This window comes from Enterobacter sp. 04-C-12-SI-ECC (assembly GCF_047530715.1).
In the GTDB taxonomy this organism is placed as follows: Bacteria; Pseudomonadota; Gammaproteobacteria; order Enterobacterales; family Enterobacteriaceae; genus Enterobacter; species Enterobacter bugandensis.
This window is the reverse complement of sequence record NZ_JBLKDI010000007.1, coordinates 91,769-118,080: the sequence shown is the minus strand read 5'-3', so window position 1 is coordinate 118,080 and position 26,312 is coordinate 91,769. Positions and strand designations below refer to the sequence as shown.

The following is a 26,312-nucleotide window of genomic DNA, read 5'->3' as shown; positions in this document are numbered from 1 at the left end:
TGAGGCCGACCACCTACCCCTTACGAATCAAATACCGGTACGGCAGCGTTTCCGTCTGCTGTGCCACCAGTTCATGCTCCATAAAGGTACAAAAACCGGGAATATCGCGCGTGGTGGCCGGATCGTCGGCAATAATCAGCAGCGTTTCACCGGTCTGCATGTTACGCACGGTCTTACGTACCATCATTACCGGCTCCGGGCAGCGAAGGCCCTGGGCATCAAGGGTGTGGTCTGGGCTGGAAAACAGGTCGGTCATGATCTTCTCGGTCAGATAAAAACGGCAGTAGTTTACGCCCCGGCGCGGGCAATGCAAACCAGGTTAACGATTGCGCAAAAACTAACCATTGCAAAGTCCAGCCAAAGCAGTATCATGCTGCGGTTTTTATTGGGTTCCCTCACCCCAACGTATAAAAAGGTCACAATATGACGCAGTTCTCTGAATCACAGCGCGTAAAAGCGTTGTTCTGGCTTTCGCTTTTCCATTTGCTGGTGATCACCTCCAGCAACTACCTGGTGCAGCTCCCGATCTCCATTTTTGGTTTTCATACCACCTGGGGCGCGTTCAGCTTTCCGTTTATTTTCCTCGCCACCGATCTGACCGTGCGTATCTTCGGCGCACCGCTGGCGCGCCGCATTATCTTTGCGGTCATGCTTCCGGCGCTGTTCATCTCGTACGTGATCTCCTCCCTGTTTTACATGGGTAGCTGGCAGGGCTTTGAGGCGCTGACACACTTCAACCTGTTTGTCGCCCGTATCGCCGCGGCAAGCTTTATGGCCTACGCGCTGGGGCAGATCCTCGACGTGCACGTGTTTAACCGCCTGCGTCAGAATCACCGCTGGTGGATGGCGCCGACCGCGTCCACGCTGTTCGGCAACGTGAGCGATACGCTGGCCTTCTTCTTCATCGCCTTCTGGCGCAGCCCGGATGCCTTTATGGCCGAACACTGGATGGAGATCGCGCTGGTGGACTACTGCTTCAAGGTGCTCATCAGCATTGTTTTCTTCCTGCCGATGTACGGCGTGCTGCTGAATATGCTGCTGAAAAGGCTGGCAGATAAATCTGAAATCACGGCATTGCAGGCTGGTTAAGAGTTCGCTTTATCAGTTGTGATAAGATGGGTGAATGAGCCGCTATGGCCGTTTATCGAAAGGAAGAAGTCAATGCGCAATCTGGTTAAATATGTCGGGATTGGCCTGCTGGTTGTGGGTCTTGCAGCCTGTGATAACAGCGACACGAAAACGCCTGCTCAGGGCGCATCCGCAGAAAGCAACGCGACCGGTCAGCCGGTGAATCTGATGGATGGCAAACTCAGTTTCTCTCTGCCAGCCGATATGACTGACCAGAGCGGCAAGCTGGGCACCCAGGCGAATAACATGCATGTTTACTCCGACGCAACCGGCCAGAAAGCGGTCATTGTGATTGTGGGCGACGACACCAGCGAAGACCTGGCCGTCCTGTCCAAACGTCTGGAAGATCAGCAGCGCGGCCGCGACCCGCAGCTGCAGGTGGTAACCAATAAATCCATCGAGCTGAAAGGCCATAAGCTGCAGCAGCTGGACAGCATCATCTCCGCAAAGGGCCAGACCGCCTGGTCTTCTGTGGTGCTGGGCAAGGTTGATAACAAACTGCTGACCCTGCAGATCACCCTGCCAGCGGAAGATCAGCAGAAAGCGCAGACGGCTGCTGAAAACATCATTAACACCATCGTGATCCAGTAACCCTTCACGACGATGACGTGGCCTCCGGTGCCTGCACCGGGGGCCATTTTTTTAGCCGCCACGTCAGCAGCAGGGCAATTATCACCAGACCCGCCGCGGCAAGATAGATCACCGGTACCCCCGCCCAGGCCATCACCAGCCCCGCCAGCGGCCCGGTTATGCCTAAAGACATATCCATAAATACCGTATAGGTCGCCAGCGCCGCCCCCTGGTTCTGCTGCGGCACCGCTTTAACCGCCACCACGCCCAGTGCCGGGAAGACCAGAGAGAAACCGGCTCCCGCCAGGAAGACGCCAATTTTCGCCATCCAGGGCGCGCTGGCGATGCCGGTTAACAGCAGCCCGACAATCTCTACCGCAAAGCAGATCATCGCCACGTTCAGCCCACCCAGACGGTTGATACCGTTCGGGAAAAGCAGGCGTGCGCCAACAAACGCACCACTGAAAAGGGTTAACGCAAAGGCCGCGCCCTCCCAGCCTTTGGCGTCATAAAACAGAGTAATGAAGGTCGCAATGACGCCGAAGCCGGTGGTCGCCAGGGCCAGCGCCATGCCGTACGGCCAGACGCGCCCCAGCACGGCCCGAAACGGCAGCGGCTTGCCCTTGCTGGCCTTCACCTTCGGGCGCGGCAGCGCAAACAGTATCGCCACAAGCGCGACCGCTATAATGGTCAGCGACAGTCCATACAGACCGCCAAAAGCGTAACAGGCCACGCCAAGCGGCGCGCCGAGCGCCATCGCCCCGTAGGTGACGATCCCGTTCCACGAGATAACCCGGCCAATGTGTGGTGCACCGACAACCCCCACACCCCATAGCGTCGAGCCGGTTCCTGCCAGGCTTTGCCCAATCCCGAGAATGACGCGGCCCAGGCAAAGCAGCGCCAGGCTGACCAGCGGCCAGTGGCTGGTAGCGGCAGCCAGCAGGTAGCTCAGACCACTGAGCAAACAGCCGCACAATCCCACTACCACGATGCTTTTGGGACCGAACAGGTCGGCGTAGCGCCCGGCGTGCGGGCGGCTAAGGAGCGTGGCGAAATACTGCAGGCTGATGACCAGCCCCGCCCAGAACGCGCTAAAACCCATCACGTCATGGACGTAGCCCGGCAGAACCGCCAGCGGCAGGCCGATCGTGAAATAGCTGGCAAAGTTGAAGATAACGACGGAAACAATGCGCAGATTGAGGCGCAATCCGCTCAGTGCCGGTTCGGCGGCAGGTTCTGGCATGGGGTTCTACCTGAATTTTTTGCAACAGTGTTTCACTATTACCACGGAGCAATAAGAAAATCAGCCCCGACTTTCAGATTATCGGTGCCAGACGAAGCGGCCCTAAGGCACTACACTTATCGGGTCATCTTATTAAGGAACGCGCATGTTAGCTCCCCAGCCTGATAAAGCAGGACTCCACATCTTATTAAAACTCGCCTGTCTGGTGGTTATCCTTGCGGGTATACATGCTGCCGCTGACATTATCGTCCAGCTCCTGCTGGCGCTCTTTTTTGCCATTGTCCTCAATCCGCTGGTGACCTGGTTTTTACGCCGGGGCGTGAGCCGCCCGGTGGCCATCACCATCGTGGTTATCGTGATGCTGATTGGCCTGACGGCGCTCTTCGGCGTACTGGCGGCATCGCTGAGCGAATTCTCCACCATGTTGCCGCAGTACAATAAAGAGCTGACGCGTAAAATCGTCGCGCTGCAGGAGATGATGCCCTTTCTTAACCTGCATATTTCGCCAGAACGGATGCTGCGCAGGATGGATTCCGAGAAGGTCATGACCTACGCCACCACGCTGATGACCGGTCTTTCCGGCGCGATGGCCAGCATTTTGCTGCTGGTCATGACGGTAGTGTTTATGCTGTTCGAAGTGCGCCATGTTCCGTATAAGCTGCGCTTTGCTTTAAATAACCCGCAAATACACATTGCCGGCCTACACCGCGCCTTAAAGGGCGTCTCCAAATATCTGGCGCTGAAAACGCTGCTAAGCGTCTGGACCGGGATTATTGTCTGGCTGGGGCTGATGCTGATGGATGTTCAGTTCGCGCTGATGTGGGGGGTGCTGGCGTTTCTGCTGAACTACGTGCCGAATATTGGCGCGGTGCTTTCCGCCGTGCCGCCGATGATTCAGGCGTTTCTGTTTAATGGTTTCTACGAATGTATGCTGGTCGGGGCGCTGTTCCTCGTCGTGCATATGGTGCTGGGCAATATTCTTGAACCGCGCATGATGGGGCACCGGCTGGGTATGTCGACGCTGGTGGTGTTTTTATCCTTGCTGATTTGGGGATGGCTGCTGGGCCCTGTCGGCATGCTGCTGTCGGTCCCGCTGACCAGCGTATGTAAAATCTGGATGGAAACCACCAAAGGGGGCAGCAAGCTGGCGATCCTGCTTGGGCCGGGGCGGCCGAAAAGCCGGTTGCCGGGGTAACGTATCTGTCTGTGTAAACGGGTTTATACCGTCAAATACCGCGACGCTCACCGTCGCGGTATTTTTATTTGCGTTAAGGCTTATTTCTTCCGTTTTTTATCAACTCAGCCAGATTTCGCTTAAATGCACCCCTCCCCCTTAATGCAAATTAAAAAAAACGGAATGATTAATTATTTTGCGTGATATTATACCCCACCTTAGCGACTACGTAATGTAAACATTAATATTGATTAAAACACATCTGACTTAATCCCTAAGCCTGGTGATGCTTATTTGTAAAAAACACTACCTTTAATTGTTATTATTGATATGGAGTTGTTGATGAAAAAGCTCGTTAAATGGTGCACTGCCGCCGTATTCATTGGCGCACTGGCTGGCTGTGCGCGTACCGCCCCTATCGCTCAGGTTCACTCTGTCGTGAGCGCGGGTCATACTGCCGATCAGGTGAAAACAGCCATTTTGAAAGCAGGCCAGAAGCGTGACTGGATCATGACGGAAGCGGGCCCGGGCGTGATTAAGGGCCGTCTGCAGGCACGCGATCACTCGGTCCAGGTGCGTATTCCCTACTCTGCGACAAGTTATTCAATTAATTACGAAAGCAGCCTGAACCTGAAAGCGGCAGACGGTAAAATTCACAAAAATTATAACCGCTGGGTGAACAACCTCGACCACGATATTCAGCTGAACCTTTCTGCGGGTGCCGCGCTGTAATATTTTTCTAAAGTCGGGCCGGACATGGCCCGATAACCTCATTTCTTACCCTGAAAGGTTACGCAACAATGTACGAAAAGGACACGCTCAGCGCGCTGGATGCCATTACCGAAGCGCAACGCATCGCTTTTGCGCCGATGTTATTTCAGACCGCGCTTTGTCTGCGTAACTCGGGCGTTCTCGCCTGGCTCGATAAACAGGGTAATAAGGGGGCGAGCCTCGACGAAATAACCGAAAACAGTACACTGAGCAGTTATGCCGTCAGCGTATTGTTAGATATGGGATTAAGCGGACGGATAATTACTTATAAAGATAGCCGTTATTTCCTGGCGAAAGTGGGCCATTTCTTACTCCACGATCCCATGACCCGCGTTAATATGGATTTCACGCAGGACGTCTGTTACCAGGGGTTATTTTATCTGGCCGATGCCCTGCAGAAAGAAAAACCGGCTGGATTATCCGTGTTTGGCGACTGGCCAACCATCTATCCGGCTTTATCCCAGCTTCCTGCCCCGGCAAAAGAGAGCTGGTTTGCCTTCGATCATTACTATTCCGACGCCGCTTTTGACGCTGCGTTGCCATATATATTCGCAAGCTCGCCGACAAAATTGTACGATGTGGGCGGAAATACAGGTAAATGGTCGTTACGCTGCTGCCGCTATGACGACAATGTTGCCGTGACGATCCTCGATCTCCCGCAGCAGATAGCGCTGGCGCAGGAAAACATCGAAAAAGCAGGTTTTTCTCATCGTATTGGATTCCATGCTGTCGATATGCTTAGTCCGTCGGCATTGCCGGGAGATGCCGACGTCTGGTGGATGAGCCAGTTCCTCGACTGTTTCTCTCCGGATCAGATTGTCGCCATGCTGACGCGCGTCGCAGAGGTCATGAAGCCTGGCGCACGGTTGTGCATCATAGAGCTTTTCTGGGATGCCCAGAAATATGAAGCGGCGGCTTTCAGCCTGAATGCCACCTCGCTCTATTTCACCTGTATGGCGAATGGCAATAGCCGGTTTTACAGCGTAGAGAAGTTTTATCACTACCTGGAAAGGGCGGGCTTCAGCATAGCACAGCGGCTGGATAACCTTGGGGTAGGTCATACCCTGTTAATTTGCACCAAACGTGAACAATAGCGCAGCCTGGCTGCCCTTTGAATACGGTATTCCGCGGACGCGCGTAGATGAAATTTTCACTGAACATTATTGACTGGCAGGCAAGAGCGCCAGGACTAAGCGATGCCGCAGAGTGGCAGGCGTGGTCGCGCCTGCAGTCGACCATCGACCCAACGGCTCCTCTACCCCGCCTGACCGCGTTACCCATGATGACCGCGCGCCGCCTTAACTCAGGCAGTAAGCTGGCGGTGGATATTGGTCTTGCCATGCTGCAAAGCCACGCCATAGACGCCGTCGTCTATTCCAGCCGCCACGGCGAACTGGAGCGCAATTACCGTATTCTGCATACGCTGGCGACCGGGCAGGCCGTCTCGCCTACCGACTTCGCCATGTCCGTGCACAATTCCGCGGTGGGCAATCTCACGATCGCCGCTCGTCAGCCTGTTGTCTCATCATCCATTTCCGCCGGGCTGGACACCTTCCAGCAGGCTCTGTGTGAAGTGCTGAGCCTGCTGCATGCGGGCTACTCCCGCGTCCTGCTGGTGGATTTTGACGGCGCGCTGCCGGAATTTTACCATCCGGCGTTACCGCCGCAGATGCCTACCTGGCCGTACGCGGTGGCGCTGGTGGTTGAAGCCGGCAGCGAATGGCAGTGCGAAACCCGCAGCGGCAGCACAGGCGAGGAAGCCGCCCTGCCGCAAAGCCTGATGTTCCTGCAACGCTATCTCCGCGAGGAACGGCAGTTTGTGGTGCCCGGCGAACGTTTGCTGTGGCAGTGGGCGCGCCAATGAACCGCCTGACCGCCCGGATCAACTGGCTATGGCGTCTGGCCATGACCGGATTCTGCTTCGTGCTGTTTGGCGCGGGCGGGCTGCTGTTGTCGCTGGTCTGGTTCAACCTGCTGCTGATTGCCCAGCGCGATCGCGCCAAACGCCGTCGCCTGGCGCGCCGCAGCATCGCGGCCAGCTTCCGCTTCTTCTTAACCGTTGCCCGCGGCACCGGGGTGCTCGACTATCGCATCCACAATCTTGATGCTCTGCGCGGCGATCGGGGCTGCCTGGTGGTGGCTAACCACCCTACGTTAATTGACTACGTGATTCTGGCGTCGGTAATACCCGAAACCGACTGTCTGGTGAAAAGCGCGCTGCTGCGCAATCCGTTTGTCAGCGGCGTTATCCGCGCGGCAGATTATCTGATTAACAGCGAGGCCGAGCCTCTGCTCGCCGCCAGCCAGCAGCGTCTGGCCCAGGGCGACACGCTGTTAATCTTCCCGGAAGGGACGCGTACCCGCCCAGGTGAGGCGATGTCCCTCCAGCGTGGCGCGGCAAATATCGCCGTGCGCTGCGGCAGCGATCTGCGGATCGTACTCATCCACTGCAGCGAGCACCTGCTGGATAAAAAAAGCCGCTGGTATGATGTACCGCCCGCAAAACCTGTCTTTACCGTCGATGTGCGCGATCGCGTGAACATCGACGAATTTTACGATGCAAGGCAACAAGAACCGGCACTGGCGGCAAGGCAGTTAAACCGGCACCTGCAGCATCGATTAACATCAGGCCTTCAATCTTTGTCAGGAATTAATGATGCAAGCGCTTTATCTTGAAATTAAGAATCTCATTATCACCACGCTGAATCTGGACGAGCTTACCGCAGAGGATATTGATACCGATGCCGCGCTGTTTGGCGACGGGCTGGGTCTCGACTCTATCGACGCGCTGGAGCTGGGTCTGGCGGTGAAAAACCAGTATGGCGTGGTGCTTTCTGCCGAAAGCGAAGAGATGCGCCAGCACTTCTTTTCCGTCGCCACCCTGGCGTCCTTTATCCACGCCCAACGCGCCTGAGATGTGAACTATGACCGAACAAGAAACCATTTATCAGGAAGTCTGCGGCCTTCTGACCAAACTCTTTGAAATCGACCCGCAGGACATTACGCCCGAAGCCCGTCTTTACGAAGACCTGGAGCTGGACAGCATTGACGCGGTGGACATGATTGTCCATCTGCAGAAGAAAACCGGTAAGAAAATCAAGCCGGAAACCTTCAAATCGGTTCGTACCGTTCAGGATGTGGTAGACGCCGTCGAACAGCTGCTGCGCGAAGAGTAAGACACCGTGCGTGGTGGACGGACGTTCCCGGTCATCCCACTTCTGACGGGGCTGATGCTGCTGGCGTGGCCCTTCCTGATTGGATTTGGGCTGACGCATAACAGCCTGCCGTGGCTGCTGCCGGTGATGGCGCTGCTGTTGCTGCTGCGGCTGCGTCAGGCGCGGCGTAACACCGGCCCGATGCGGTATGTGGTGCAGTGCGTGGCGCTGGCGGGGATCGCGCTCTGCGCGGCAAGCTACCTGCTGAAAACCCACCAGTGGCTGCTGTTTTACCCTGTGGTCGTTAATCTTGTCATGCTCGCCGTCTTCGGCGGTTCGCTCTGGACAGCGATGCCGCTGGTCGAACGCCTGGCGCGCCTGCGAGAGCCAAATTTGCCGCCGGAGGGCGTTCGCTATACCCGCAGAGTGACCCTCGTCTGGTGCGGATTTTTCATCGGCAACGGGGCGATGGCGCTGTATACCGTCCTGCACGGCGACATGCACCTGTGGACGCTGTGGAACGGTATGGTGGCTTACATCCTGATGGGGACGCTGATGGCGGCAGAGTGGCTGGTGCGCCAGCGGGTGATAAAAAAAGAGATGCACAATGAATAACCCCCTTCCGCTGGGCCAGTGGTTAAACGCGCCCCGCCCTGACGACACGCCCGTCGCCTGGCTCGACGATCGTACCTGGACGCTGGGCCAGCTGCGCCACGACGTGACGTTACTGGTCGACACCCTGCGTCAGCAGGAAGGCGAGCGCTGGGCGCTGTGCTTTGAAAACAGCTACCTGTTTATCGTTGCGCTGCTGGCCTCGCTGCATGCCGGTAAAACGCCGGTCATTCCCGGCCATAGCCGCGTTTCGCTGCTTGAGGAGCAGCAGCCGCTGTTTAGTGGCGTCCTGAGCGATCGGTCCCTCGATATTGACGGGCAGCTGATTGTGGTAGCCTCCCGCCGCCAGACGATCGCCCGCTGGGTACCCCTGCCGGAGATTAACGAAAACCGCTTCGTCGAGCTGTTCACCTCCGGCTCCACGGGAATGCCGCGCCGGGTGGTTAAGCACATCGTCAGCCTGGATCGCGAAGCCCGCCTGCTGGCTGACCGCTTCGGCGAACGCCTGGCTGGCTGTAGCGTTGTGGCCTCCGTCGTCCCGCAACATCTTTACGGCCTGACATTTCGCATCGTACTGCCGATGGCGATGGGCCTGCCGCTGCATGCCGCGATGCTCTACTACGCAGAGCAGCTGGCCGCCCTTCCTCATGACCGGCATTACCTGTTCATCAGCAGCCCGGCGTTCCTGAAGCGCCTGGATACCGAACTGGCCGCGCCGCCCGTCAGGATGCTGATTTCCGCGGGCGGAATGCTGCCCTGGCGTGACGTCTCCACCACGGTTGGCTGGCTTAACATCTGGCCGGACGAAATTTATGGCAGCACCGAAACCGGGATCCTCGCCTGGCGCCATCGCGTGGAAGATAACCTGCCGTGGCGACCCTTCCCCGGCGTAAACTTCCATCAGGAAGATGACGCCTGCCGCGTCACTTCGCCGCTTATCCATGAGGCTGAAGGACTCCAGCTGGACGATATCCTCCACTTCGACAGTGTGGGGCTGTTTAGCATCGCCGGTCGTCGCGGGCGAGTGGTCAAAATTGAAGAAAAGCGCATCTCGCTTAACGAGATTGAGCGTCGCCTGCTGGAGCTCGACGGCGTTTGCGAGGCGGCTGCGCTGCCGGTTACGCGCGGGGGCCGTCAGGGGATTGGCGTCCTGCTGGTGCTGGATGAGGCGGTTCGTCAGCGCTGGCATCTGCAGGATAAAAAAGCGCAGGAGTTCGCCTGGCGACGCGCCCTGCTGCCGTGGCTTGAGCCGGTCGCCGTTCCACGCTACTGGCGCATTGTCGATGAGATGCCGGTAAACAGTATGAACAAGCGTGTCTATGCGCAGTTAGAGGAGTTATTTCATGAAAATTCATGAAATCGAGCGCCATCAGGCACAGCCGGAGAAGCTGGAGATCGTGTTGCATCTCGACGCCTCTCTGTTCTGGTTTCAGGGCCATTTTGCCGTACAGCCGCTGCTGCCCGGCGTTGCGCAGCTTGACTGGGTGATGCACTACGCAACGACTTTACTGGCACCGGGCTACCGCTTTCACAGCATTCAAAACGTGAAGTTCCAGGCGCCTCTGCTGCCGGAAACCACGGTGACGCTGGTGCTTGAGTGGCATGCCGGGCGCAAACTGCTGACCTTCAGCTACCTGCGTCATGACGGGGCTGAACGCCATACCGCCAGCAGCGGGAAAATTCGTCTATGTCAGTAACCTTCCGCCCCTGCGTGCTGATCCCGTGCTACAACCACGGCGCCACGATGGCCAGCGTGCTGTCGCGCCTCTCGCCGTTTGGCCTGCCGTGCCTGGTAGTGGATGACGGCAGCGAAGCCGCCACCCGCCAGGAGCTTGAGCGGCTGGCGGCAGAGCAGCCGCAGATGACGCTGGTCCGTCTGGCGCAAAACGCCGGCAAAGGTGCCGCGGTCATCAGGGGGCTGGAGGAGTGCGCGCGTGCGGGCTATACCCACGCCCTGCAGGTGGACGCGGACGGCCAGCATGCCATCGAAGATATTCCCAAAATGCTGGCGCTGGCGGAGCGCCACCCGGACGCGCTGATTTCCGGCCAGCCTGTTTACGATGATTCCATCCCGCGCTCGCGGCTCTACGGGCGCTGGGTCACCCACGTCTGGGTATGGATTGAGACCTTATCCCTGCAGCTTAAAGACAGCATGTGCGGCTTTCGAGTCTACCCGGTCTCGCCCACGCTGCGGCTCGCCGCGCGTGAAACGCTCGGTAAACGGATGGACTTTGACACCGAAGTGATGGTCCGTCTCTACTGGCAGGGCAACACCAGCGTCTTTCTGCCCACCCGCGTGACCTATCCGCAGGACGGGTTGTCCCACTTCGACGCGTTGAAAGATAACGTGCGGATCTCCCTGATGCATACCCGGCTGTTCTTCGGCATGCTTCCGCGCATTCCCGGCCTGCTCTTCCGTCGACGCGGCCAGCACTGGGCGCAGCAGGACGAGGTTAAAGGCCTGTGGGGCATGCGCCTGATGCTGCGCGTCTGGCAGCTGCTGGGGCGGCGGGCGTTTACCGTGCTGCTGTGGCCGGTTATCGGCGTCTACTGGCTGATCGCGCGTCCGGCACGGCAGGCTTCGCGGCAGTGGATTGCACGCGTGAAGCAGGTGCTGATGCAGCGGAACATGCCTGTTCCAGCACGTCTCAACAGCTTTTTCCATTTCATGCGCTTCGGCAACGCGATGCTGGACAAAGTCGCCAGCTGGCGCGGCGAGCTGAAGTTTAAGCGCGACGTGGTCTTTGCACCCGGCGCGAGCGAAACGCTTAATATCGCGGCGCCGCAGGGCAAGCTGCTGCTGGCCTCGCATCTTGGCGACGTAGAAGCCTGCCGGGCGCTGGCCCAGCTGGACGGCAGCAAAACCATCAACGCCCTGGTCTTCAGCGAGAACGCCCGGCGTTTTAAGCAAATTATGAGCGAAATGGCGCCCCAGGCCGGCGTGAATTTGATGTCGGTCACCGACATCGGCCCGGACACCGCCATTGCCATCAAAGAGAAGCTTGAGCGCGGAGAATGGGTCGCGATCGTGGGCGACCGCATCGCCGTCAACCCGCAGCGTGGCGGCGAGTGGCGGGTGATCTGGAGCCAGTTTATGGGCCAGCCCGCACCGTTCCCTCAGGGGCCGTTTATCCTGGCCTCCATCCTGCGCTGTCCGGTGGTGTTGATTTTCGCCCTGCGCCAGCAGGGTAAGCTCGTCCTTCACAGCGAGCCGTTTGCCGACCCGCTGATCCTGCCGCGCGGGGAACGCCAGCAGGCGCTGCAGGCTACCGTCGATCGCTACGCGCAGCGGCTGGAGCATTACGCCCTGATGTCGCCGCTCGACTGGTTTAATTTTTTCGATTTCTGGCATCTGCCAGAGTCCAGAGAGAAGGAGTAAAGGGTGCTGACCGATCCCCGCTTTACGACTGAAGTTGAGATCACCGTTCCGTTCCACGACGTCGATATGATGGGCGTGGTCTGGCACGGCAACTATTTTCGCTACTTTGAGATCGCCCGCGAGGCGCTGCTCAATCAGTTTGACTATGGCTATCGCCAGATGAAGGCCTCCGGCTACGTCTGGCCCGTTGTCGACACGCGGGTGAAATACCGCGATGCGGTGACCTTTGAGCAGCGCATTCGCGTTCGCGCGCAGATTGAAGAGTATGAAAACCGCCTGCGCATTGCCTATCAAATTTTCGATGCGCAGAGCGGCAAACGCACCACCACCGGCTACACCATCCAGGTGGCGGTAGAAGAAGCCACCCGCGAAATGTGCTTTGTCAGTCCGGCAGTACTGTTTGAACGTATGGGAGTCACGCCATGAAATGGTTGCGTTTGCTGGCGCTGATCGTCAGCCCGCTGGTCAGCGCCGTGACGCTGGATGAACTGCAGCAGCGTTTCACCGAGCAGCCCGTGGTGCGCGCGCACTTCGAACAGGTCCGCACGATAAAAGATATGCCGCAGCCGCTGCGCTCGCAGGGCGAGATGCTGATCGCCCGCGACAGCGGCCTGCTGTGGGATCAAAAAGCGCCGTTTCCGATGACGCTGCTGCTGGACGACAAGCGGATGGTACAGGCGATCAACGGCCAGCCGCCGCAGACCATCACCGCCGACAATAATCCGCAGATGTTCCAGTTCAACCACCTGCTGCGGGCCCTGTTCCAGGCCGACCGCAAGGTGCTGGAAGAGAACTTCCGCATCGATTTTAAAGACCTGGGCGCGGGCCGCTGGTCGCTGGTGCTTACCCCAAAAACGACGCCGCTGGACAAGATTTTCGCCACCCTCGATCTGGGCGGCGCGACCTATCTTGAGACGATCCGCCTGAACGACAGGCAGGGCGACCGTACCGATATCGCCCTTTCAAAGCACCAACTGACGCCCGCCAGCCTGACCGATGACGAACGCCAACGCTTTGCCGCACCGTAAATCCCTGCGCCCGGCGCTGCTGTGGGCCACGGTATGTCTGGTTATGCTGGGCGTGCTGCTGTCGCTGCTGCCCGGCGCGCGGCTGAACAGCAGCGTGCTGGCCATGCTGCCGAAGCAGACGCTGGGGGCGATCCCTCCGGCGCTCAACGACGGGTTTATGCAGCGTCTCGACCGCCAGCTGGTCTGGCTGGTCAGCCCCGGCAAAGAACCCGATCCGCGCGTGGCGCAGCAGTGGCTTGAACTGCTGCACAGCAGCGACGCGCTCCGCGAGGTCAAAGGCCCGATGGACGCCGCCGGGCAAAAGGCCTGGGGAGAGTTCTTCTGGCAGCACCGCAACGGGCTGATTGATCCGGCCACCCGCGCCCGCCTGCAAAACGGCGGAGAAGCGCAGGCGCAGTGGATTTTATCCCAGCTCTACTCCGCCTTCTCCGGCGTCAGCGGTAAAGAGCTGCAAAACGATCCGCTGATGCTGATGCGCGGCTCGCAGCTCGCCCTGGCGCAAAACGGCCAGAAGCTGCGGCTGATGGACGGCTGGCTGGTCACGCAAGATGAAGCGGGAAACTACTGGTATCTGCTGCACGGCGAACTGGCGGGCTCGTCATTTGATATGCAGCAGACCCACCGGCTCGTGACGACGCTTAATGCGCTGCAACAGACGCTGAAAGCGCGTTACCCGCAGGCGCAGCTGCTTTCGCGCGGGACGGTGTTCTACAGCGATTATGCCAGCCAGCAGGCTAAACGCGACGTCTCAACGCTAGGCATCGCCACCCTGCTTGGGGTGTTCCTGCTGATCGTGGCGGTGTTCCGCTCTCTGCGCCCGCTGCTGCTGAGCGTGCTCTCCATTGCCATCGGCGCGCTGGCGGGCACGGTGGTGACGCTGCTGCTCTTTGGCGAACTGCACCTGATGACGCTGGTGATGAGCATGAGCATCATCGGTATTTCGGCCGACTATACGCTTTACTACCTGACCGAACGGATGGTGCACGGCGCGGAGCTCTCTCCCTGGCAAAGCCTGGCCAAAGTGCGCAATGCGCTGCTGCTGGCGCTGCTGACGACCGTCGCCGCCTACCTGATTATGATGCTGGCCCCCTTCCCCGGGATCCGCCAGATGGCGGTATTTGCCGCGACGGGGCTGAGCGCCTCCTGCCTGACGGTGATTTTCTGGCATCCGTGGCTGTGCCGGGGTTTGCCGGTGCGCCCGGTTCCCTTTATGGTCCTGATGTTGCGCTGGCTGGCCGCCTGGCGACGCAGTAAAAAACTGTCCGTTGGTCTGCCCGTCGCGCTGGCGCTGCTCTCCGCCGTGGGAATGAGCACCCTGAAGGTGGACGACGACATCGCCCAGCTGCAGGCGCTGCCGAAAGATATTCTGGCGCAGGAGAAAACCATTACCGCCCTGACCGGCCAAAGCGTCGATCAGAAATGGTTTGTGGTACATGGCGCTTCGCCCCAGCAAACGCTGGAGCGGCTGGAAGCCTTTACTCCCGCGCTGGCCGAGGCGCAAAAGGCGGGGGATCTCACCCGCTGGCGCACCCTGCCGCTGAACTCGCTGGCCCGCCAGAAAAGCGACCTTGCGCTGCTGCGGGACGCCGCGCCTGCGGTGACGAACGTGCTGAAAAGCGCAAGGCTCAACGCCGTTTCCCCCAATCTGGACGCCATGCCGGTCGGCGTGGACGCGTGGCTTGAAAGTCCGGCCAGCGAGGGCTGGCGTCTGCTCTGGCTGACCCTGCCGGGCGGGGAAAGCGGCGTGCTCGTGCCGGTGGACGGCGCAAAAAACAGCGCGGCGCTCGGTGAGCTGGCCGCGCGCCATGACGGCGTCGTCTGGGTGGACCGCAAGGCCAGCTTTGACAGCCTGTTTGCCCTCTACCGCACGCTGCTGACGGGGCTACTGTTTGCGGCGCTGGCGGTGATTGCCTGCGGGGCGATGCTGCGCCTCGGCTGGCGCAAAGGGCTGATAAGCCTGGTGCCGTCCGCACTGTCGCTGAGCTGCGGGCTGGCCGCGCTGGCCGCAACGGGCCACCCGGTAAATCTGTTTTCACTGCTGGCGCTGGTACTGGTGCTCGGCATTGGCATTAACTACACGCTGTTCTTCAGCAACCCGCGCGGTACGCCGCTGACTTCGATGCTGGCGATTACCCTGGCCATGATGACCACCCTGCTGACGCTGGGCATGCTCGTCTTCAGCGCCACCCAGGCCATCAGCAGCTTTGGTATTGTGCTGGTGAGCGGTATTTTCACCGCCTTCCTGCTGGCACCGCTGGCGATGCCGGATAAGAAAGAGAGAAAACGTAAATGAACGCTGTTTATCGCGCCGTCGCGCTGGCCGCGGCGCTGCTGCTGGCAGGCTGCAGCCATTCGACCGATACCAAAGAGACGCGGCCTCAGGCCTGGCTTCAGCCTGGCACCAAAGTCACTCTGCCGCCGCCCGGCATCAGCCCGGCGGTAAGCTCCCAGCAGCTGCTGAACGGCAGCTTTAACGGGCAAACGCAGTCCCTGCTGGTGATGCTCAACGCGGATGCGCATAAGGTCACGCTGGCCGGCCTCTCTTCCGTGGGCATTCGCCTGTTCCTGGCAACGTACGACGAGAGCGGTATTCATACCGAGCAGTCGATCGTCGTGCCGCAGCTGCCGCCCGCCAGCCAGGTGCTGGCCGACGTGATGCTCAGCCACTGGCCGATTAGCGCCTGGCAGCCGCAGTTGCCGAAGGGCTGGACGTTAACGGACAATGGCGATCGGCGCGAGCTGCGCAACGCCAGCGGCAAGCTGGTGACGGAGATTGTCTATCTCCAGCGCAAAGGCAAGCGCGAGCCGATCAGCATCGAGCAACACGTATTCAAATACCACATCACCATTCAATATCTGGGTGACTGAGATGATTTATATATCCGCTGTTGGCATGGTCAACGCGCTGGGCAACTCGCCTGATGAAATTGCCGCCAACCTGGCTGCGGGCGTGGCGCCGGGCATGCACGCCCGGACCGGCTGGCTGCAGGGAATGCCCGAAGCGGTACTGGGCGGGGTGGAAGGCGAACTGCCGCTCATCCCGGACACCTTCTCTGCACACCGCACCCGCAACAACCAGCTGCTGCTGGCCGCGCTGGCGCAGATTCAGCCCGCCGTTGACGAGGCCATCGCCCGCGTTGGTCGCGACCGCGTGGCCGTGGTGCTGGGAACCAGCACCTCCGGGCTGGATGAAGGCGATGAGCACGTGCGTCTCATGACCGACGGCGAGACCAGCACGCTCTGGCAGTATCCGCAGCAGGAGCTGGGCGATCCTTCCCGCTTTCTCGCCAACTGGCTGCAGCTTGAAGGCCCGGCCTATACGATCTCCACCGCCTGCTCCTCCAGCGCGCGGGCGATGATCGGCGGCAAACGCCTGATCGAAGCCGGGCTGGTGGATATCGCCATTGTCGGCGGAGCAGACACCCTGAGCCGGATGCCCGTGAACGGCTTTAACAGTCTTGAATCCTTCTCCCCCACGCTCTGCGAGCCGTTTGGCCGGGACCGCCGGGGGATCACCATCGGTGAAGCGGCGGCGCTGATGGTATTAAGCCGGGAACCCGCGGACGTGGCGCTGCTCGGCACGGGCGAATCCAGCGATGCGTACCATATTTCCGCCCCGCATCCGCAGGGCGACGGGGCGATAAGGGCTATCACTCAGGCGCTCAGCGAAGCGGGCATGCAGCCAGACGACATCGGCTACATCAACCTGCACGGCACGGCCACGCCGCTCAACGATCAGATTGAATCACAGGTGGTTCACGATCTCTTCGGAGAAAGCGTGCCGTGCAGTTCAACCAAACACCTTACCGGCCACACGCTGGGCGCTGCCGGCATTACCGAAGCGGCTTTGAGCTGGCTTATCCTGACGCGCGATCTGCCCTTGCCGCCGCAGGATTTTTCCCGCTACGCTCCGGACGAGACGCTGGCGCCGTGCGGCCTGCTGCACCAGAGCACCGCCCTGAAAAAGCCGGTGATTTTGTCTAACTCGTTCGCGTTTGGCGGCAATAACGCCAGCATTCTGATGGGGAGAGCGTCATGAGCTATCTATCACCCGAAGCCTATTTGCCGCACGATGCGCCCATGATGCTGCTGGGGTCCGTTGAAAATGTGACGGATGACATGGCGGTCTGCCGCGTGGCGGTTGACAGGCAAAGCGTGCTGGCGCCGTTTCTCAATGCCGATGGCGACCTGCCGGGCTGGTACGCGCTCGAGCTAATGGCGCAGACCGTTGGCGTCTGGTCGGGCTGGCATCGTCAGCAGCAGGGGCAGGAACATATCGCGCTGGGCATGGTGCTCGGCGCGCGCGAGCTGGTCTGCGCCAGCGGGCGTTTCGCCAAAGGCTTAACGCTGGACATTACCGTTAAGCTGCTGATGCAGGACGAACGCTTCGGCAGTTTTGAATGCACGATTTGCGCAGGTGAAGAGACGCTGGCCACGGGCCGGGTCAATACCTTCCAGCCGACTGCAGAAGAATTAACATCGCTTTTTAATCAGGGATCCCACGCATGAGTCGTTCCGTACTGGTCACAGGGGCCAGCAAAGGCATTGGTCGCGCCATCGCCCGCCAGCTTGCCGCTGACGGGTTCACCGTCGGCGTGCATTACCATCGTGATGCCGCAGGCGCGCAGGAGACGCTGGACGCCATTACGCAGGCGGGCGGCAGCGGCCGTTTACTCTCGTTTGACGTAGGCAACCGCGAGCAGTGCCGTGAAGTGCTTGAGCAGGAAATTGATGCCCATGGCGCATGGTATGGCGTGGTCAGCAACGCCGGAATTACCCGCGATGGCGCTTTTCCGGCACTGAGTGAAGACGACTGGGACAGCGTGATCCACACCAATCTCGACAGCTTTTATAACGTCATACATCCCTGCATTATGCCCATGATCGGCACCCGTCAGGGCGGGCGCATTATTACCTTATCCTCCGTCTCCGGCGTGATGGGCAACCGCGGCCAGGTGAACTACAGCGCGGCCAAAGCGGGCATTATCGGCGCCACCAAAGCGCTGGCAATCGAGCTGGCAAAACGCAAAATCACCGTGAACTGCATTGCGCCAGGGCTGATTGATACCGGCATGATTGAAATGGAGGAGGCCGCGCTTAAGGAAGCGATGTCCATCATCCCAATGAAACGTATGGGCCAGGCTGAGGAGGTCGCCGGGCTGGCAAGCTATCTGATGTCGGATATTGCGGGCTACGTCACCCGCCAGGTCATTTCGATTAATGGAGGAATGCTATGACGCGTCGCGTGGTGATTACGGGCATGGGCGGCGTCACCGCCTTTGGCGAGAACTGGCAGTCCGTTTCCAGCCGGCTGCTGGCGTATGAAAACGCCGTGCGTAAAATGCCGGAATGGCAGGTTTATGATGGCCTGCACACCCTGCTGGGCGCGCCGATCGACGATTTCGCGCTGCCGGAACACTATACCCGCAAGCGTATTCGCGCCATGGGCCGCGTGTCGCTGATGTCTACCCGCGCCACCGAGCTGGCGCTGGAGCAGGCGGGGCTGATTGGCGAAGCGGTGCTCACCAACGGGCAAACCGGCATCGCCTACGGTTCTTCGACAGGCAGCACCGGCCCGGTCAGCGAATTCGCGACCATGCTTACCGAAAAGCACACCAATAACATCACCGGGACAACCTACGTCCAGATGATGCCGCACACCACCGCGGTGAATACCGGCCTGTTCTTTGGACTACGTGGCCGCGTGATCCCAACGTCGAGCGCCTGTACCTCCGGCAGCCAGGCGATTGGCTACGCCTGGGAGGCAATTCGCCACGGGTATCAGACCGTGATGGTCGCGGGGGGCGCGGAAGAGCTTTGTCCGTCTGAAGCGGCGGTGTTTGACACGCTGTTTGCCACCAGCCAGCGCAACGACGAACCCAAAACCACCCCCTCGCCGTTCGATACGCAGCGCGATGGTTTGGTGATTGGGGAAGGCGCAGGCACCCTGATTCTGGAGGAGCTGGAGCACGCCAGAGCGCGCGGGGCCACCATCTACGGTGAGATCGTGGGCTTTGCCACCAACTGTGACGCGGCCCATATCACCCAGCCGCAGCGTGACACCATGCAGATTTGCATGGAGCAGTCGCTGGCGATGGCGGGGTTAAGCGCCCGGGATATGGGGTATATCTCCGCGCACGGTACCGCCACCGACCGCGGCGATATCGCCGAAAGCCAGGCCACGGCCGCCATCTACGGTGACAGCGTGCCGGTTTCTTCGCTGAAGAGGTATTTTGGCCACACGCTGGGGGCCTGCGGCGCGCTGGAAGCGTGGATGAGCCTGCAGATGATGCGCGAAGGCTGGTTTGCCCCGACGCTCAATTTAACGCAGCCGGATGAGCAATGCGGGGCTTTAGATTATATTATGGGAGAAGCCCGTCAGATTGACTGCGAGTATCTGCAGAGCAATAACTTCGCGTTTGGCGGCATCAATACCTCGATTATCATTAAACGCTGGGCGTAACTATGTACCGGTTTGTTCTGGGAAAAATTTCCACCCTTTGCGCGGACCCGCTGGCGTCAACGCTTGCAGATAAGGCACCTCAGGGTGCACGACAGGCCTCCTGGCTGGCCGGACGCTGCTCGCCAGAACATTATCCCCTCACCCGCTCCCCGACATCATTTACGGCGAACAGGGGAAGCCGGCATTTGCGAAGGGGGATCCGCTGTGGTTCAACCTGAGCCATAGCGGTGATGATATCGCCCTGCTGATGAGCGATGAAGGCGAAGTGGGCTGCGATATCGAAGTGATTCGCCCCCGCAAGAACTGGCAGGCGCTGGCCAACGCCGTTTTCAGCCTGACAGAGCATGACGAGCTGGAGCGTGAAGCGCCCGAGGAACAGCTTTCTGCCTTCTGGCGTATCTGGACGCGCAAAGAAGCGATTGTGAAACAGCGCGGCGGCAGCGCCTGGCAGATTGTCAGCATCGACAGCACGGCGCAGTCGCACTCGGTCAGCCAGCTGCAGCTCGGTTCTCTGAGCCTTGCCGTCTGTACCTCGACCCCTTACACCCTGACCACCGAGTCGATTATTCACGTCGGGGCAGGAAAATCACCAGTACACCCAGCATAATCAACGCGACGCCCAGTAGCCCATGCCAGGAGAAGTGCTCCCCCCAGCCGGGCAGCAGGATTGCCGCACCCCACACCAGGATATAGCTGAGGCTCAGCAAGGCATACGCTTTGCTGAGCGCCATGCGATGCAGCGCCAGATACCAGCAGCCCATGGAGGCAACGTATCCCGTTAACCCCAGCAGCAGCGCGCCCGTGCCGGACGAAACGTGCCACAGCGCGGAGATAAACGTCAGAAAATCGCTGACCGGCGGCAGAGCCTGCATGGCATCGCGCAGCAACAGCTGTGCGGCGCTGACTAACAGCACGCTGCATAAAGCCCAGAACGCGCCTTTCACAGGCTTCCTCCCAGCACGATAATCCCCATGATAATGAACCCGACCCCCAGCCAGTGGTGCACAGCAACGTGCTCGCGCCAGAAGACCTTCGCCGCCAGCGTCACCCAGACAAAATTGAGGCTCAGCATAGGGTAAGCTACGCCGACGGGCAGGCTCTGCAGCACCACCAGCCAGACCAGCATTCCGCAGCCCAGCGCCAGCATCGCCAGGCCAAGCCACCGCATGATGTGCGCGCCACGCCGCCCGCCTTTCGCCGGACGGGTAGCCTGTTTCTGGCACAGCTGTCCCGCGCAGCTCAGCAGGCTTGCCAGTATGAGCCAGGTCCAGGTCATCACTTCGGCAGATACTCCAGCAGGGCCAGACGCCCCTGGATATAGAGATTGTCCGGCTGCGGTAAATTCGCCTCTGCAATATCGTCACGTTTAGACAGCAGCATCACCAGCGACACGCTTCCCTGCTTACGATGCGTTGCCAGCCACTGCGCGAAGTCGTCTTCACTGACAAAGCGATCTTTCGCATCGGGATAATCCAGCCCGTAGCGCAGCTCGCCGCTCTGAGCAAACAGCGTGATGTCACTGCGCTTCAGCTCCCACGCCAGGCCCGCGGCCACGCCAACGTTATTGGTCAGCACAAAGCGGCTGCCCTGAAGCGGCTCGCGCACGGTATCCACCAGCGACTGCGGCTGTTTGGAATCCACCACCAGGTTCGGAATGGCAAAACCAATCAGCAACGCCAGGCCCGCAGGACACAGCGCCGCCAGCCACCAGCGCCGCTGGCTCTGCCGCAGCGTAAACCAGCCTACCGCGCCCCAGATAAGGAACGCCACCACCGCGCAGAAGACTTTATACAGTTCGACCGACGTCCAGACCGGATGCTTAGCCAGCCCCCACGGCGAGACCACCAGCGCCGCCACCACGCCGATAGCGCCAAACGCCAGATTAATGCCGCCGTTAATGCGTAACGCTCTGGCCCCTTTTTCCGCCGCGAGGCAGGCATAGCGCGCCATCAGGATAGCCAGCGGGGCAAAACAGGGCAGGATATAGGTCGGCAGCTTGCCTTTAGCGATGCTGAAAAACAGCAGCGGCATCACCACCCAACCCAGCAGGTAGAACCCTCCGCCCGCGTTTTGTCTGTCATTCCAGCCAAGACGCAGCGCGCCTGGCAGCAGCGCCAGCCACGGCAGGCTGCCCGCGAGCAGGAACGGCAGGTAATACCAGAACGGAGCTTTATGCTGCGCGTCGCTCTGGGCAAAACGCTGAATATGCTCAACCCAGAAGAAGTAGCGCCAGAAATCAGGCTCGCGGTGCGCAATGGCCAGCCCCCACGGCAGAACAATCAGCACGCAGCTCAGGACCGCGAGCCAGCCAAAAATCAGCACCTCTTTCCAGCGCTTTTGGGCAATCACCCACGGCAGCACGCCGATCACTGGTACCGCCAGCGCCAGGAAGCCTTTGGTCATCACCCCCATCCCGCAGGCCAGCCCAAGCAGCACATAGCCGCCCGCTTTTCCGGCCACGGTGCGCGCCTGTGAGGCGAGCCAGAAGCTGCACATCGCCGCCACCAGCCACAGAGTGACGATGGGGTCCAGCACCGCATAGGTGCCGATGCCATACACCAGGAACAGGGTCAGGAAGATCAGGCCGGAGAAAATGGCCGTACGCTTATCCCGCCAGAGACGCCAGGCCATCCAGATCACCAGCAGCGCCGCGAGCCCGGTGGAGAAGATCGACCCGGCGCGTACGGCAAAGTTCGTGTGCCCGAACAGCCATTGTCCGATAGTGTTGATCCAGTAGCCGGCAATCGGCTTTTCAAAGTAGCGCAGCCCGAGGAAATGCGGGACAACCCAGTCACCCGTTGCCAGCATTTCGCGGCTGATTTCCGCATAGCGCGTTTCATCAGGCTGCCACAGCAGGCGAATATCGACCGGAATGAAGTAATAAACGATAAACAGTGCGAAAAGCGCTACGCAATAACGGGCTGTTTTCATGGGACCGGACTCACGGTTTGTTGATAGCCAAGCCAGCCTTCCCGGCCAGCCAGTTCATTACGGACGACTTTACCCACGGGCAGGGTGCTGAGGTCGTCCGGCAGCAGCTCGCTCATCGGACAGAACGCAATACCTTCCTGAGCGGCCATCGTCAGCAGTTCATCGAAATCATGCTGCCAGGCAATCCCTTCCACTTCGGCATGGATGGTATAGACCGGCGTTCCGGCGTCACGATGGATGCGGTCCAGAATGTAGCGATTAAATGCTTCCGCCTTCACCTCGCGCCCCACCACCTCATCCCACGTGGGAAGCGTGACCGGAATTTGCACCGTACCGTAGCGATTTTCGCCCAACAGCGGCAAAAACGGCCCGGTTCCACGACAGTCGCTATTGTAGCGAAACGCGAAATGCTCTTTGGCTTTGACCACCCGCTGGTCGGCACGCCATCCCGCCACGGCGGAGCAGCGCACGGGCTGACCGATGATGGCCTCAAGCTCCAGCATTCCACGCTCGACCTCACGGGACAGGCGCGGGATATCCCAGACGCCCGCCCACGCCTGCCAGGCGTGATGATCCCAGGCATGCAGGCCGACCTCGTGTTGCTGCGCCGCCGCGCGGATAACCGCTTCATTACCCGCGCCGATGCGTCTGCCGGGCCAGGCGGTGCCGGCCAGCAAAATATCCCAGCCGTAGAGCGATGCCGCGCGCGAGCGCAGCATTTTGAACAGAAATGCCGGTTTAACCAGACGCCATAAATGGCGTCCCATGTTGTCAGGCCCCACGCTGAAGAAAATGCTGGCACGCACGCCGTGCCTGCTCAGCAGTTCCAGCAGTCTGGGCACGCCGTCACGCGTTCCCCTGAAGGTGTCGACATCAATGCGTAAACCGACTTTTTTCATGAGGCCTGTTCCGATAGCTCCACGGTGCGCAGGAAGAAGTCGAGCGTTTCATCAATGGTCTGCTCCATCTTCACCGTCGGCGTCCAGTTCAGGCAGCGCTTCGCGTTGCGGATGCTTGGCTTACGGTGCTCGACGTCCTGGTAGCCCTTTCCGTAGTAGCTGCTGCTTTCCACTTCGCGGAAACCGGCAAACGGCGGGAAGCGATCGCGCAGCGGGTGGCGCTCAAAGCTTGCCAGCAGCATCTCTGCCAGCTCGCGAATGCTCGCCTCGTTTTCCGGGTTACCGATGTTGATGATCTCACCGTTGCAGCGGTTATCTTTGTTCTCAATGATGCGGAACAGGGCTTCGATACCGTCGCTGATGTCCGTAAAGCAGCGTTTCTGACTCCCACCTTCAATCAGCTTGATAGGCGAGCCTTCAACCAGGTTCAGGATCAGCTGAGTGATCGCGCGGGAGCTGCCGATTCGCGCCGCGTTCAGGTTATCCAGACGCGGGCCCATCCAGTTGAACGGACGGAACAGGGTAAAGCGCAGACCCTCTTTCTCGCCGTAGGCCCAAATCACGCGGTCCAGCAGCTGCTTGGAGACAGAGTAGATCCAGCGCTGCTTGTTGATCGGCCCGACCACCAGGCTGGAGGCATCCTCATCGAAGTTTTTGTCGGTACACATGCCGTACACTTCAGAGGTGGACGGGAAGATGATGCGCTTGTCGTATTTCACGCAGTCGCGGATGATCTTCAGGTTCTCCTCGAAGTCCAGCTCGAACACGCGCAGCGGGTTACGGGTGTACTCGATTGGCGTGGCGATGGCGACCAGCGGCAGCACCACGTCGCATTTTTTAATGTGATATTCGATCCACTCGGAGTGAATGCTGATATCCCCTTCCACAAAGTGGAAGCGCGGGTTGTTGAGGAAACGGCTGATGGCGTCAGAGCCGATATCCAGACCGTAAATCTCGTAGTTATCGTCTTTGAGCAGACGTTCGGTCAGGTGGTTCCCGATAAAGCCGTTCACGCCGAGGATCAGCACGCGCGTGCGGCGCTTGATGGCAACCACCGGCGCGCTGGTGATCAGCGCCCCGGCCACCAGACCCAGAGATTGCGCCAGCTGCGTGCCCTGAACGTACAGGCCGTTGTCGGTCTGCCCGGTGACGATCTCCAGCGCCTGCTCGCCGCAGCTCACAATCAGCGGGGAGACGGAGACAACGGTGCCCGGCTTAGCGGCCGGGATATCGTCACGCACGCGGGATTTCCAGACGATAAATTTGCTTACGCCCGCAAAGCTGTACGCGCCCGGCCACGGGTCGGTCACGGCGCGCACCAGGTTGTGCAGCTGGCGGGCGGGTTTATTCCAGTCCAGGCGACCATCTTCCGGCGCGCGGCGGCCAAAGCAGCTGGCCTTGCTTTCGTCCTGCTCGCTCTCGCTGAAGGTGCCGTTGAGGATGGCTGGCAGCGCGTCACGCAGCAGGCTTTGCGCCGCGGTGCAGAGTTTATGATGCAGCTCAAGCGCGGTTTCATCCGCGTCGATTGCCACGCGCTGCTGGGCGACGATGGCCCCGGCATCTGCGCGGCGTACCATGCGGTGCAGCGTCACGCCCGTTTCCGTTTCGCCGTTGACCAGCACCCAGTTCAGCGGCGCGCGGCCACGGTAGGCGGGCAGCAGAGAGCCGTGAAGGTTAAACGCCCCTTTTGCGGCCAGGCCTAAGATCTCGTCGCAGATCAGGTTGCGATAGTAGAACGAGAAGATGACATCAGGTGCGAGCGCGCGGATGCGATCCACCCACAGCGGGTGGTTGACGTCGTCCGGAGCATACACCGGAATACCGCGCTCGGCGGCGATACGCGCCACGGAGCCGAAGAAGTGATTCTCTCCCGCCACGTCCGGATGGGTAAAGATTGCAGCAATGTCATAGCCCGCTTCCAGCAGGGCCAGCGTGCCCGCGCACCCCATATCGTGATAGGCAAATACAACGGCTTTCATGGGTGGTTTTCCTCTTGAGATGCTTTGTGTTCCTGACGGACAACACGTTGAATAAAGTAGCGCGGACGTGCGCGAACATCGTTATAGATACGGCCTATGTATTCACCGAGCAGGCCCATTCCGACGAACTGGGCGCCGATGAACATAAACAGCACGGCAAAAAGCATGAAGACCCCTTCCGCCGCCCACTGCGGGCCAAAGACCAGCCTCAGCACCACCAGCAGGACGGACAGCGTAAAGCCGGCCAGGGCGATGATGCTGCCGAACACGCTCAGCAGGCGCAGCGGCGTGGTGGTCAGGCAGGTGACGAGGTCGTACATCAGATTGATGAGACGCATAAAGCTGTACTTCGATTCCCCGTGCTCGCGCTCGGCGTGCAGGACCGGAATTTCCGTTGCCTTGCGGGCAAAGGTGTTGGCGAGGATCGGAATAAAGGTGCTGCGCTCATGGCAGTGCAGCATGGCGTCGACTATATGGCGGCGGTAGGCGCGCAGCATGCAGCCGTAATCGCCCATTGCTTTACCGGTGGTGCGCTGAATAAGGCGGTTTATGGTGCGCGAGGCCAGCTTGCGGAACAGGCTGTCCTGACGGTTCTGACGTACTGTGCCGACCACGTCATAGCCTTCATCGGCTTTCGCCACCAGGCGCGGGATCTCCTCCGGCGGGTTTTGCAGATCCGCGTCCAGGGTGATAATCAGATCGCCCGTAACGTGGCTGAACCCGGCCATAATGGCGGAGTGCTGGCCATAGTTACGGTTGAGCAGCACGGCGACAATATGGCTGCCTTCGGCCTGGGCGGCTTCGGTCAGCATCAGCGCGGAATCATCACTGCTGCCGTCGTCCACCAGCAGAATTTCATAGGCTTTGCCCAGCGTATCGCAGGCTGCCGTGGTGCGGCGGATCAGCTCGGGCAGGCTCTCCTGCTCGTTATAAACTGGGATGACCACAGAAACTTTTTGTACAGGCGGTGCGCTGAACAT

At 59.9% G+C, this 26,312-nt stretch carries 29 protein-coding genes and 1 pseudogene; 22 read left to right on the top strand and 8 right to left on the bottom strand.

What is annotated here, in order from left to right; all coding sequences use genetic code 11:
• Positions 1-13: 13 nt before the first annotated feature.
• A complete protein-coding gene (gene tusA / locus ACMWL8_RS12215; protein WP_032653764.1) occupies positions 14-256 on the bottom strand; it encodes a sulfurtransferase TusA in 243 nt (80 codons plus the stop codon).
• 167 nt (positions 257-423) lie between these two features.
• On the opposite strand from tusA, the gene ACMWL8_RS12210 reads away from it, so the two are divergent.
• Both ACMWL8_RS12210 and ACMWL8_RS12205 read left to right on the top strand, forming a co-directional pair.
• Positions 424-1,089, top strand: coding sequence for a 7-cyano-7-deazaguanine/7-aminomethyl-7-deazaguanine transporter (locus ACMWL8_RS12210; RefSeq protein ID WP_028014693.1), 666 nt, complete (start codon positions 424-426; stop codon positions 1,087-1,089).
• A 72-nt stretch (positions 1,090-1,161) separates the two neighbouring features.
• Entirely contained in the window at positions 1,162-1,719 is a 558-nt protein-coding gene (locus tag ACMWL8_RS12205) for a DcrB family lipoprotein (protein WP_028014694.1), read from the top strand.
• Positions 1,720-1,723: 4 nt separating this feature from the next.
• Here ACMWL8_RS12205 and ACMWL8_RS12200 read toward each other — a convergent pair whose 3' ends face one another.
• Positions 1,724-2,941, bottom strand: coding sequence for an MFS transporter (locus ACMWL8_RS12200; protein WP_045259375.1), 1,218 nt, complete (start codon positions 2,939-2,941; stop codon positions 1,724-1,726).
• A gap of 145 nt (positions 2,942-3,086) precedes the next feature.
• Between ACMWL8_RS12200 and ACMWL8_RS12195 the strand changes: the two genes are divergently transcribed.
• The 20 genes and pseudogenes from ACMWL8_RS12195 to acpT all read left to right on the top strand — a co-directional run bounded on the left by ACMWL8_RS12195 (position 3,087) and on the right by acpT (position 20,130).
• Entirely contained in the window at positions 3,087-4,136 is a 1,050-nt protein-coding gene (locus tag ACMWL8_RS12195) for an AI-2E family transporter (RefSeq protein ID WP_041911893.1), read from the top strand.
• 321 nt (positions 4,137-4,457) lie between these two features.
• Complete coding sequence (locus tag ACMWL8_RS12190) at positions 4,458-4,847, top strand: hypothetical protein (RefSeq protein ID WP_045259376.1); 390 nt, start codon at positions 4,458-4,460, stop codon at positions 4,845-4,847.
• Positions 4,848-4,915: 68 nt separating this feature from the next.
• The gene (locus ACMWL8_RS12185) at positions 4,916-5,980 is read left to right on the top strand and encodes a class I SAM-dependent methyltransferase (RefSeq protein WP_045259377.1); all 1,065 of its coding nucleotides are present in this window, start codon (positions 4,916-4,918) and stop codon (positions 5,978-5,980) included.
• A gap of 47 nt (positions 5,981-6,027) precedes the next feature.
• Positions 6,028-6,750, top strand: coding sequence for a beta-ketoacyl synthase chain length factor (locus ACMWL8_RS12180; RefSeq protein ID WP_045259378.1), 723 nt, complete (start codon positions 6,028-6,030; stop codon positions 6,748-6,750).
• Positions 6,747-7,562, top strand: coding sequence for a lysophospholipid acyltransferase family protein (locus tag ACMWL8_RS12175; RefSeq protein WP_045259415.1), 816 nt, complete (start codon positions 6,747-6,749; stop codon positions 7,560-7,562). The genes ACMWL8_RS12180 and ACMWL8_RS12175 overlap by 4 nt, the downstream gene beginning before the upstream one ends.
• Complete coding sequence (locus ACMWL8_RS12170; RefSeq protein ID WP_028014701.1) at positions 7,543-7,800, top strand: phosphopantetheine-binding protein; 258 nt, start codon at positions 7,543-7,545, stop codon at positions 7,798-7,800. The genes ACMWL8_RS12175 and ACMWL8_RS12170 overlap by 20 nt, the downstream gene beginning before the upstream one ends.
• Before the next feature lie 10 nt (positions 7,801-7,810).
• Positions 7,811-8,062, top strand: coding sequence for an acyl carrier protein (locus ACMWL8_RS12165; RefSeq protein ID WP_024908875.1), 252 nt, complete (start codon positions 7,811-7,813; stop codon positions 8,060-8,062).
• A 6-nt stretch (positions 8,063-8,068) separates the two neighbouring features.
• Complete coding sequence (locus ACMWL8_RS12160; protein ID WP_045259379.1) at positions 8,069-8,656, top strand: hypothetical protein; 588 nt, start codon at positions 8,069-8,071, stop codon at positions 8,654-8,656.
• Positions 8,649-10,010 (top strand): acyl-CoA synthetase, encoded by a 1,362-nt coding sequence (locus tag ACMWL8_RS12155; RefSeq protein WP_045259380.1) that lies wholly within the window; start codon positions 8,649-8,651, stop codon positions 10,008-10,010. The genes ACMWL8_RS12160 and ACMWL8_RS12155 overlap by 8 nt, the downstream gene beginning before the upstream one ends.
• A complete protein-coding gene (locus ACMWL8_RS12150; RefSeq protein WP_028014704.1) occupies positions 9,997-10,350 on the top strand; it encodes a hydroxymyristoyl-ACP dehydratase in 354 nt (117 codons plus the stop codon). The genes ACMWL8_RS12155 and ACMWL8_RS12150 overlap by 14 nt, the downstream gene beginning before the upstream one ends.
• Positions 10,341-12,032: a glycosyltransferase family 2 protein gene (locus ACMWL8_RS12145; protein WP_045259381.1), complete on the top strand. Its 1,692-nt coding sequence runs from the start codon at positions 10,341-10,343 to the stop codon at positions 12,030-12,032. The genes ACMWL8_RS12150 and ACMWL8_RS12145 overlap by 10 nt, the downstream gene beginning before the upstream one ends.
• 3 nt (positions 12,033-12,035) lie before the next feature.
• Positions 12,036-12,458: an acyl-CoA thioesterase gene (locus ACMWL8_RS12140; protein WP_045259382.1), complete on the top strand. Its 423-nt coding sequence runs from the start codon at positions 12,036-12,038 to the stop codon at positions 12,456-12,458.
• A complete protein-coding gene (locus ACMWL8_RS12135) occupies positions 12,455-13,060 on the top strand; it encodes an outer membrane lipoprotein carrier protein LolA (protein WP_414751590.1) in 606 nt (201 codons plus the stop codon). The genes ACMWL8_RS12140 and ACMWL8_RS12135 overlap by 4 nt, the downstream gene beginning before the upstream one ends.
• Positions 13,029-15,353, top strand: a complete 2,325-nt coding sequence (locus ACMWL8_RS12130) for an MMPL family transporter (protein ID WP_045259384.1) — start codon at positions 13,029-13,031, stop codon at positions 15,351-15,353. Before ACMWL8_RS12135 ends, ACMWL8_RS12130 begins: the two co-directional genes overlap by 32 nt.
• On the top strand, positions 15,350-15,928 hold the full coding sequence (locus ACMWL8_RS12125; RefSeq protein ID WP_045259385.1) for a DUF3261 domain-containing protein: 579 nt from the start codon (positions 15,350-15,352) through the stop codon (positions 15,926-15,928). The genes ACMWL8_RS12130 and ACMWL8_RS12125 overlap by 4 nt, the downstream gene beginning before the upstream one ends.
• Position 15,929: 1 nt before the next feature.
• Positions 15,930-17,099: a beta-ketoacyl-[acyl-carrier-protein] synthase family protein gene (locus ACMWL8_RS12120; protein WP_045259386.1), complete on the top strand. Its 1,170-nt coding sequence runs from the start codon at positions 15,930-15,932 to the stop codon at positions 17,097-17,099.
• Positions 17,096-17,569 (top strand): 3-hydroxy-fatty acyl-ACP dehydratase, encoded by a 474-nt coding sequence (locus ACMWL8_RS12115; RefSeq protein WP_045259387.1) that lies wholly within the window; start codon positions 17,096-17,098, stop codon positions 17,567-17,569. Before ACMWL8_RS12120 ends, ACMWL8_RS12115 begins: the two co-directional genes overlap by 4 nt.
• On the top strand, positions 17,566-18,297 hold the full coding sequence (locus tag ACMWL8_RS12110; protein ID WP_028014712.1) for a 3-ketoacyl-ACP reductase FabG2: 732 nt from the start codon (positions 17,566-17,568) through the stop codon (positions 18,295-18,297). Before ACMWL8_RS12115 ends, ACMWL8_RS12110 begins: the two co-directional genes overlap by 4 nt.
• The gene (locus ACMWL8_RS12105) at positions 18,294-19,523 is read left to right on the top strand and encodes a beta-ketoacyl-ACP synthase (RefSeq protein WP_045259388.1); all 1,230 of its coding nucleotides are present in this window, start codon (positions 18,294-18,296) and stop codon (positions 19,521-19,523) included. Before ACMWL8_RS12110 ends, ACMWL8_RS12105 begins: the two co-directional genes overlap by 4 nt.
• 2 nt (positions 19,524-19,525) lie before the next feature.
• Positions 19,526-20,130: pseudogene (gene acpT / locus ACMWL8_RS12100) on the top strand (4'-phosphopantetheinyl transferase AcpT).
• Here the strand turns inward: acpT and arnF are convergent.
• Genes arnF through arnC form a run of 6 tightly spaced genes read right to left on the bottom strand, consistent with a single transcriptional unit; the run spans position 20,087 to position 26,312 of the window.
• Positions 20,087-20,467: a 4-amino-4-deoxy-L-arabinose-phosphoundecaprenol flippase subunit ArnF gene (gene arnF / locus ACMWL8_RS12095; RefSeq protein WP_028014715.1), complete on the bottom strand. Its 381-nt coding sequence runs from the start codon at positions 20,465-20,467 to the stop codon at positions 20,087-20,089. The pseudogene acpT and the gene arnF overlap by 44 nt on opposite strands.
• Positions 20,464-20,799 carry a 4-amino-4-deoxy-L-arabinose-phosphoundecaprenol flippase subunit ArnE gene (arnE, locus tag ACMWL8_RS12090; protein ID WP_045259389.1) on the bottom strand — a complete coding sequence of 112 codons (336 nt, stop codon included), beginning with the start codon at positions 20,797-20,799 and terminating at the stop codon, positions 20,464-20,466. The genes arnF and arnE overlap by 4 nt, the downstream gene beginning before the upstream one ends.
• The gene (arnT, locus tag ACMWL8_RS12085) at positions 20,799-22,454 is read right to left on the bottom strand and encodes a lipid IV(A) 4-amino-4-deoxy-L-arabinosyltransferase (RefSeq protein ID WP_045259390.1); all 1,656 of its coding nucleotides are present in this window, start codon (positions 22,452-22,454) and stop codon (positions 20,799-20,801) included. Before arnT ends, arnE begins: the two co-directional genes overlap by 1 nt.
• Entirely contained in the window at positions 22,451-23,353 is a 903-nt protein-coding gene (arnD, locus tag ACMWL8_RS12080; RefSeq protein WP_045259391.1) for a 4-deoxy-4-formamido-L-arabinose-phosphoundecaprenol deformylase, read from the bottom strand. Before arnD ends, arnT begins: the two co-directional genes overlap by 4 nt.
• Entirely contained in the window at positions 23,350-25,332 is a 1,983-nt protein-coding gene (arnA, locus tag ACMWL8_RS12075; protein WP_045259392.1) for a bifunctional UDP-4-amino-4-deoxy-L-arabinose formyltransferase/UDP-glucuronic acid oxidase ArnA, read from the bottom strand. Before arnA ends, arnD begins: the two co-directional genes overlap by 4 nt.
• Positions 25,329-26,312, bottom strand: a complete 984-nt coding sequence (gene arnC, locus ACMWL8_RS12070) for an undecaprenyl-phosphate 4-deoxy-4-formamido-L-arabinose transferase (protein ID WP_041911876.1) — start codon at positions 26,310-26,312, stop codon at positions 25,329-25,331. Before arnC ends, arnA begins: the two co-directional genes overlap by 4 nt.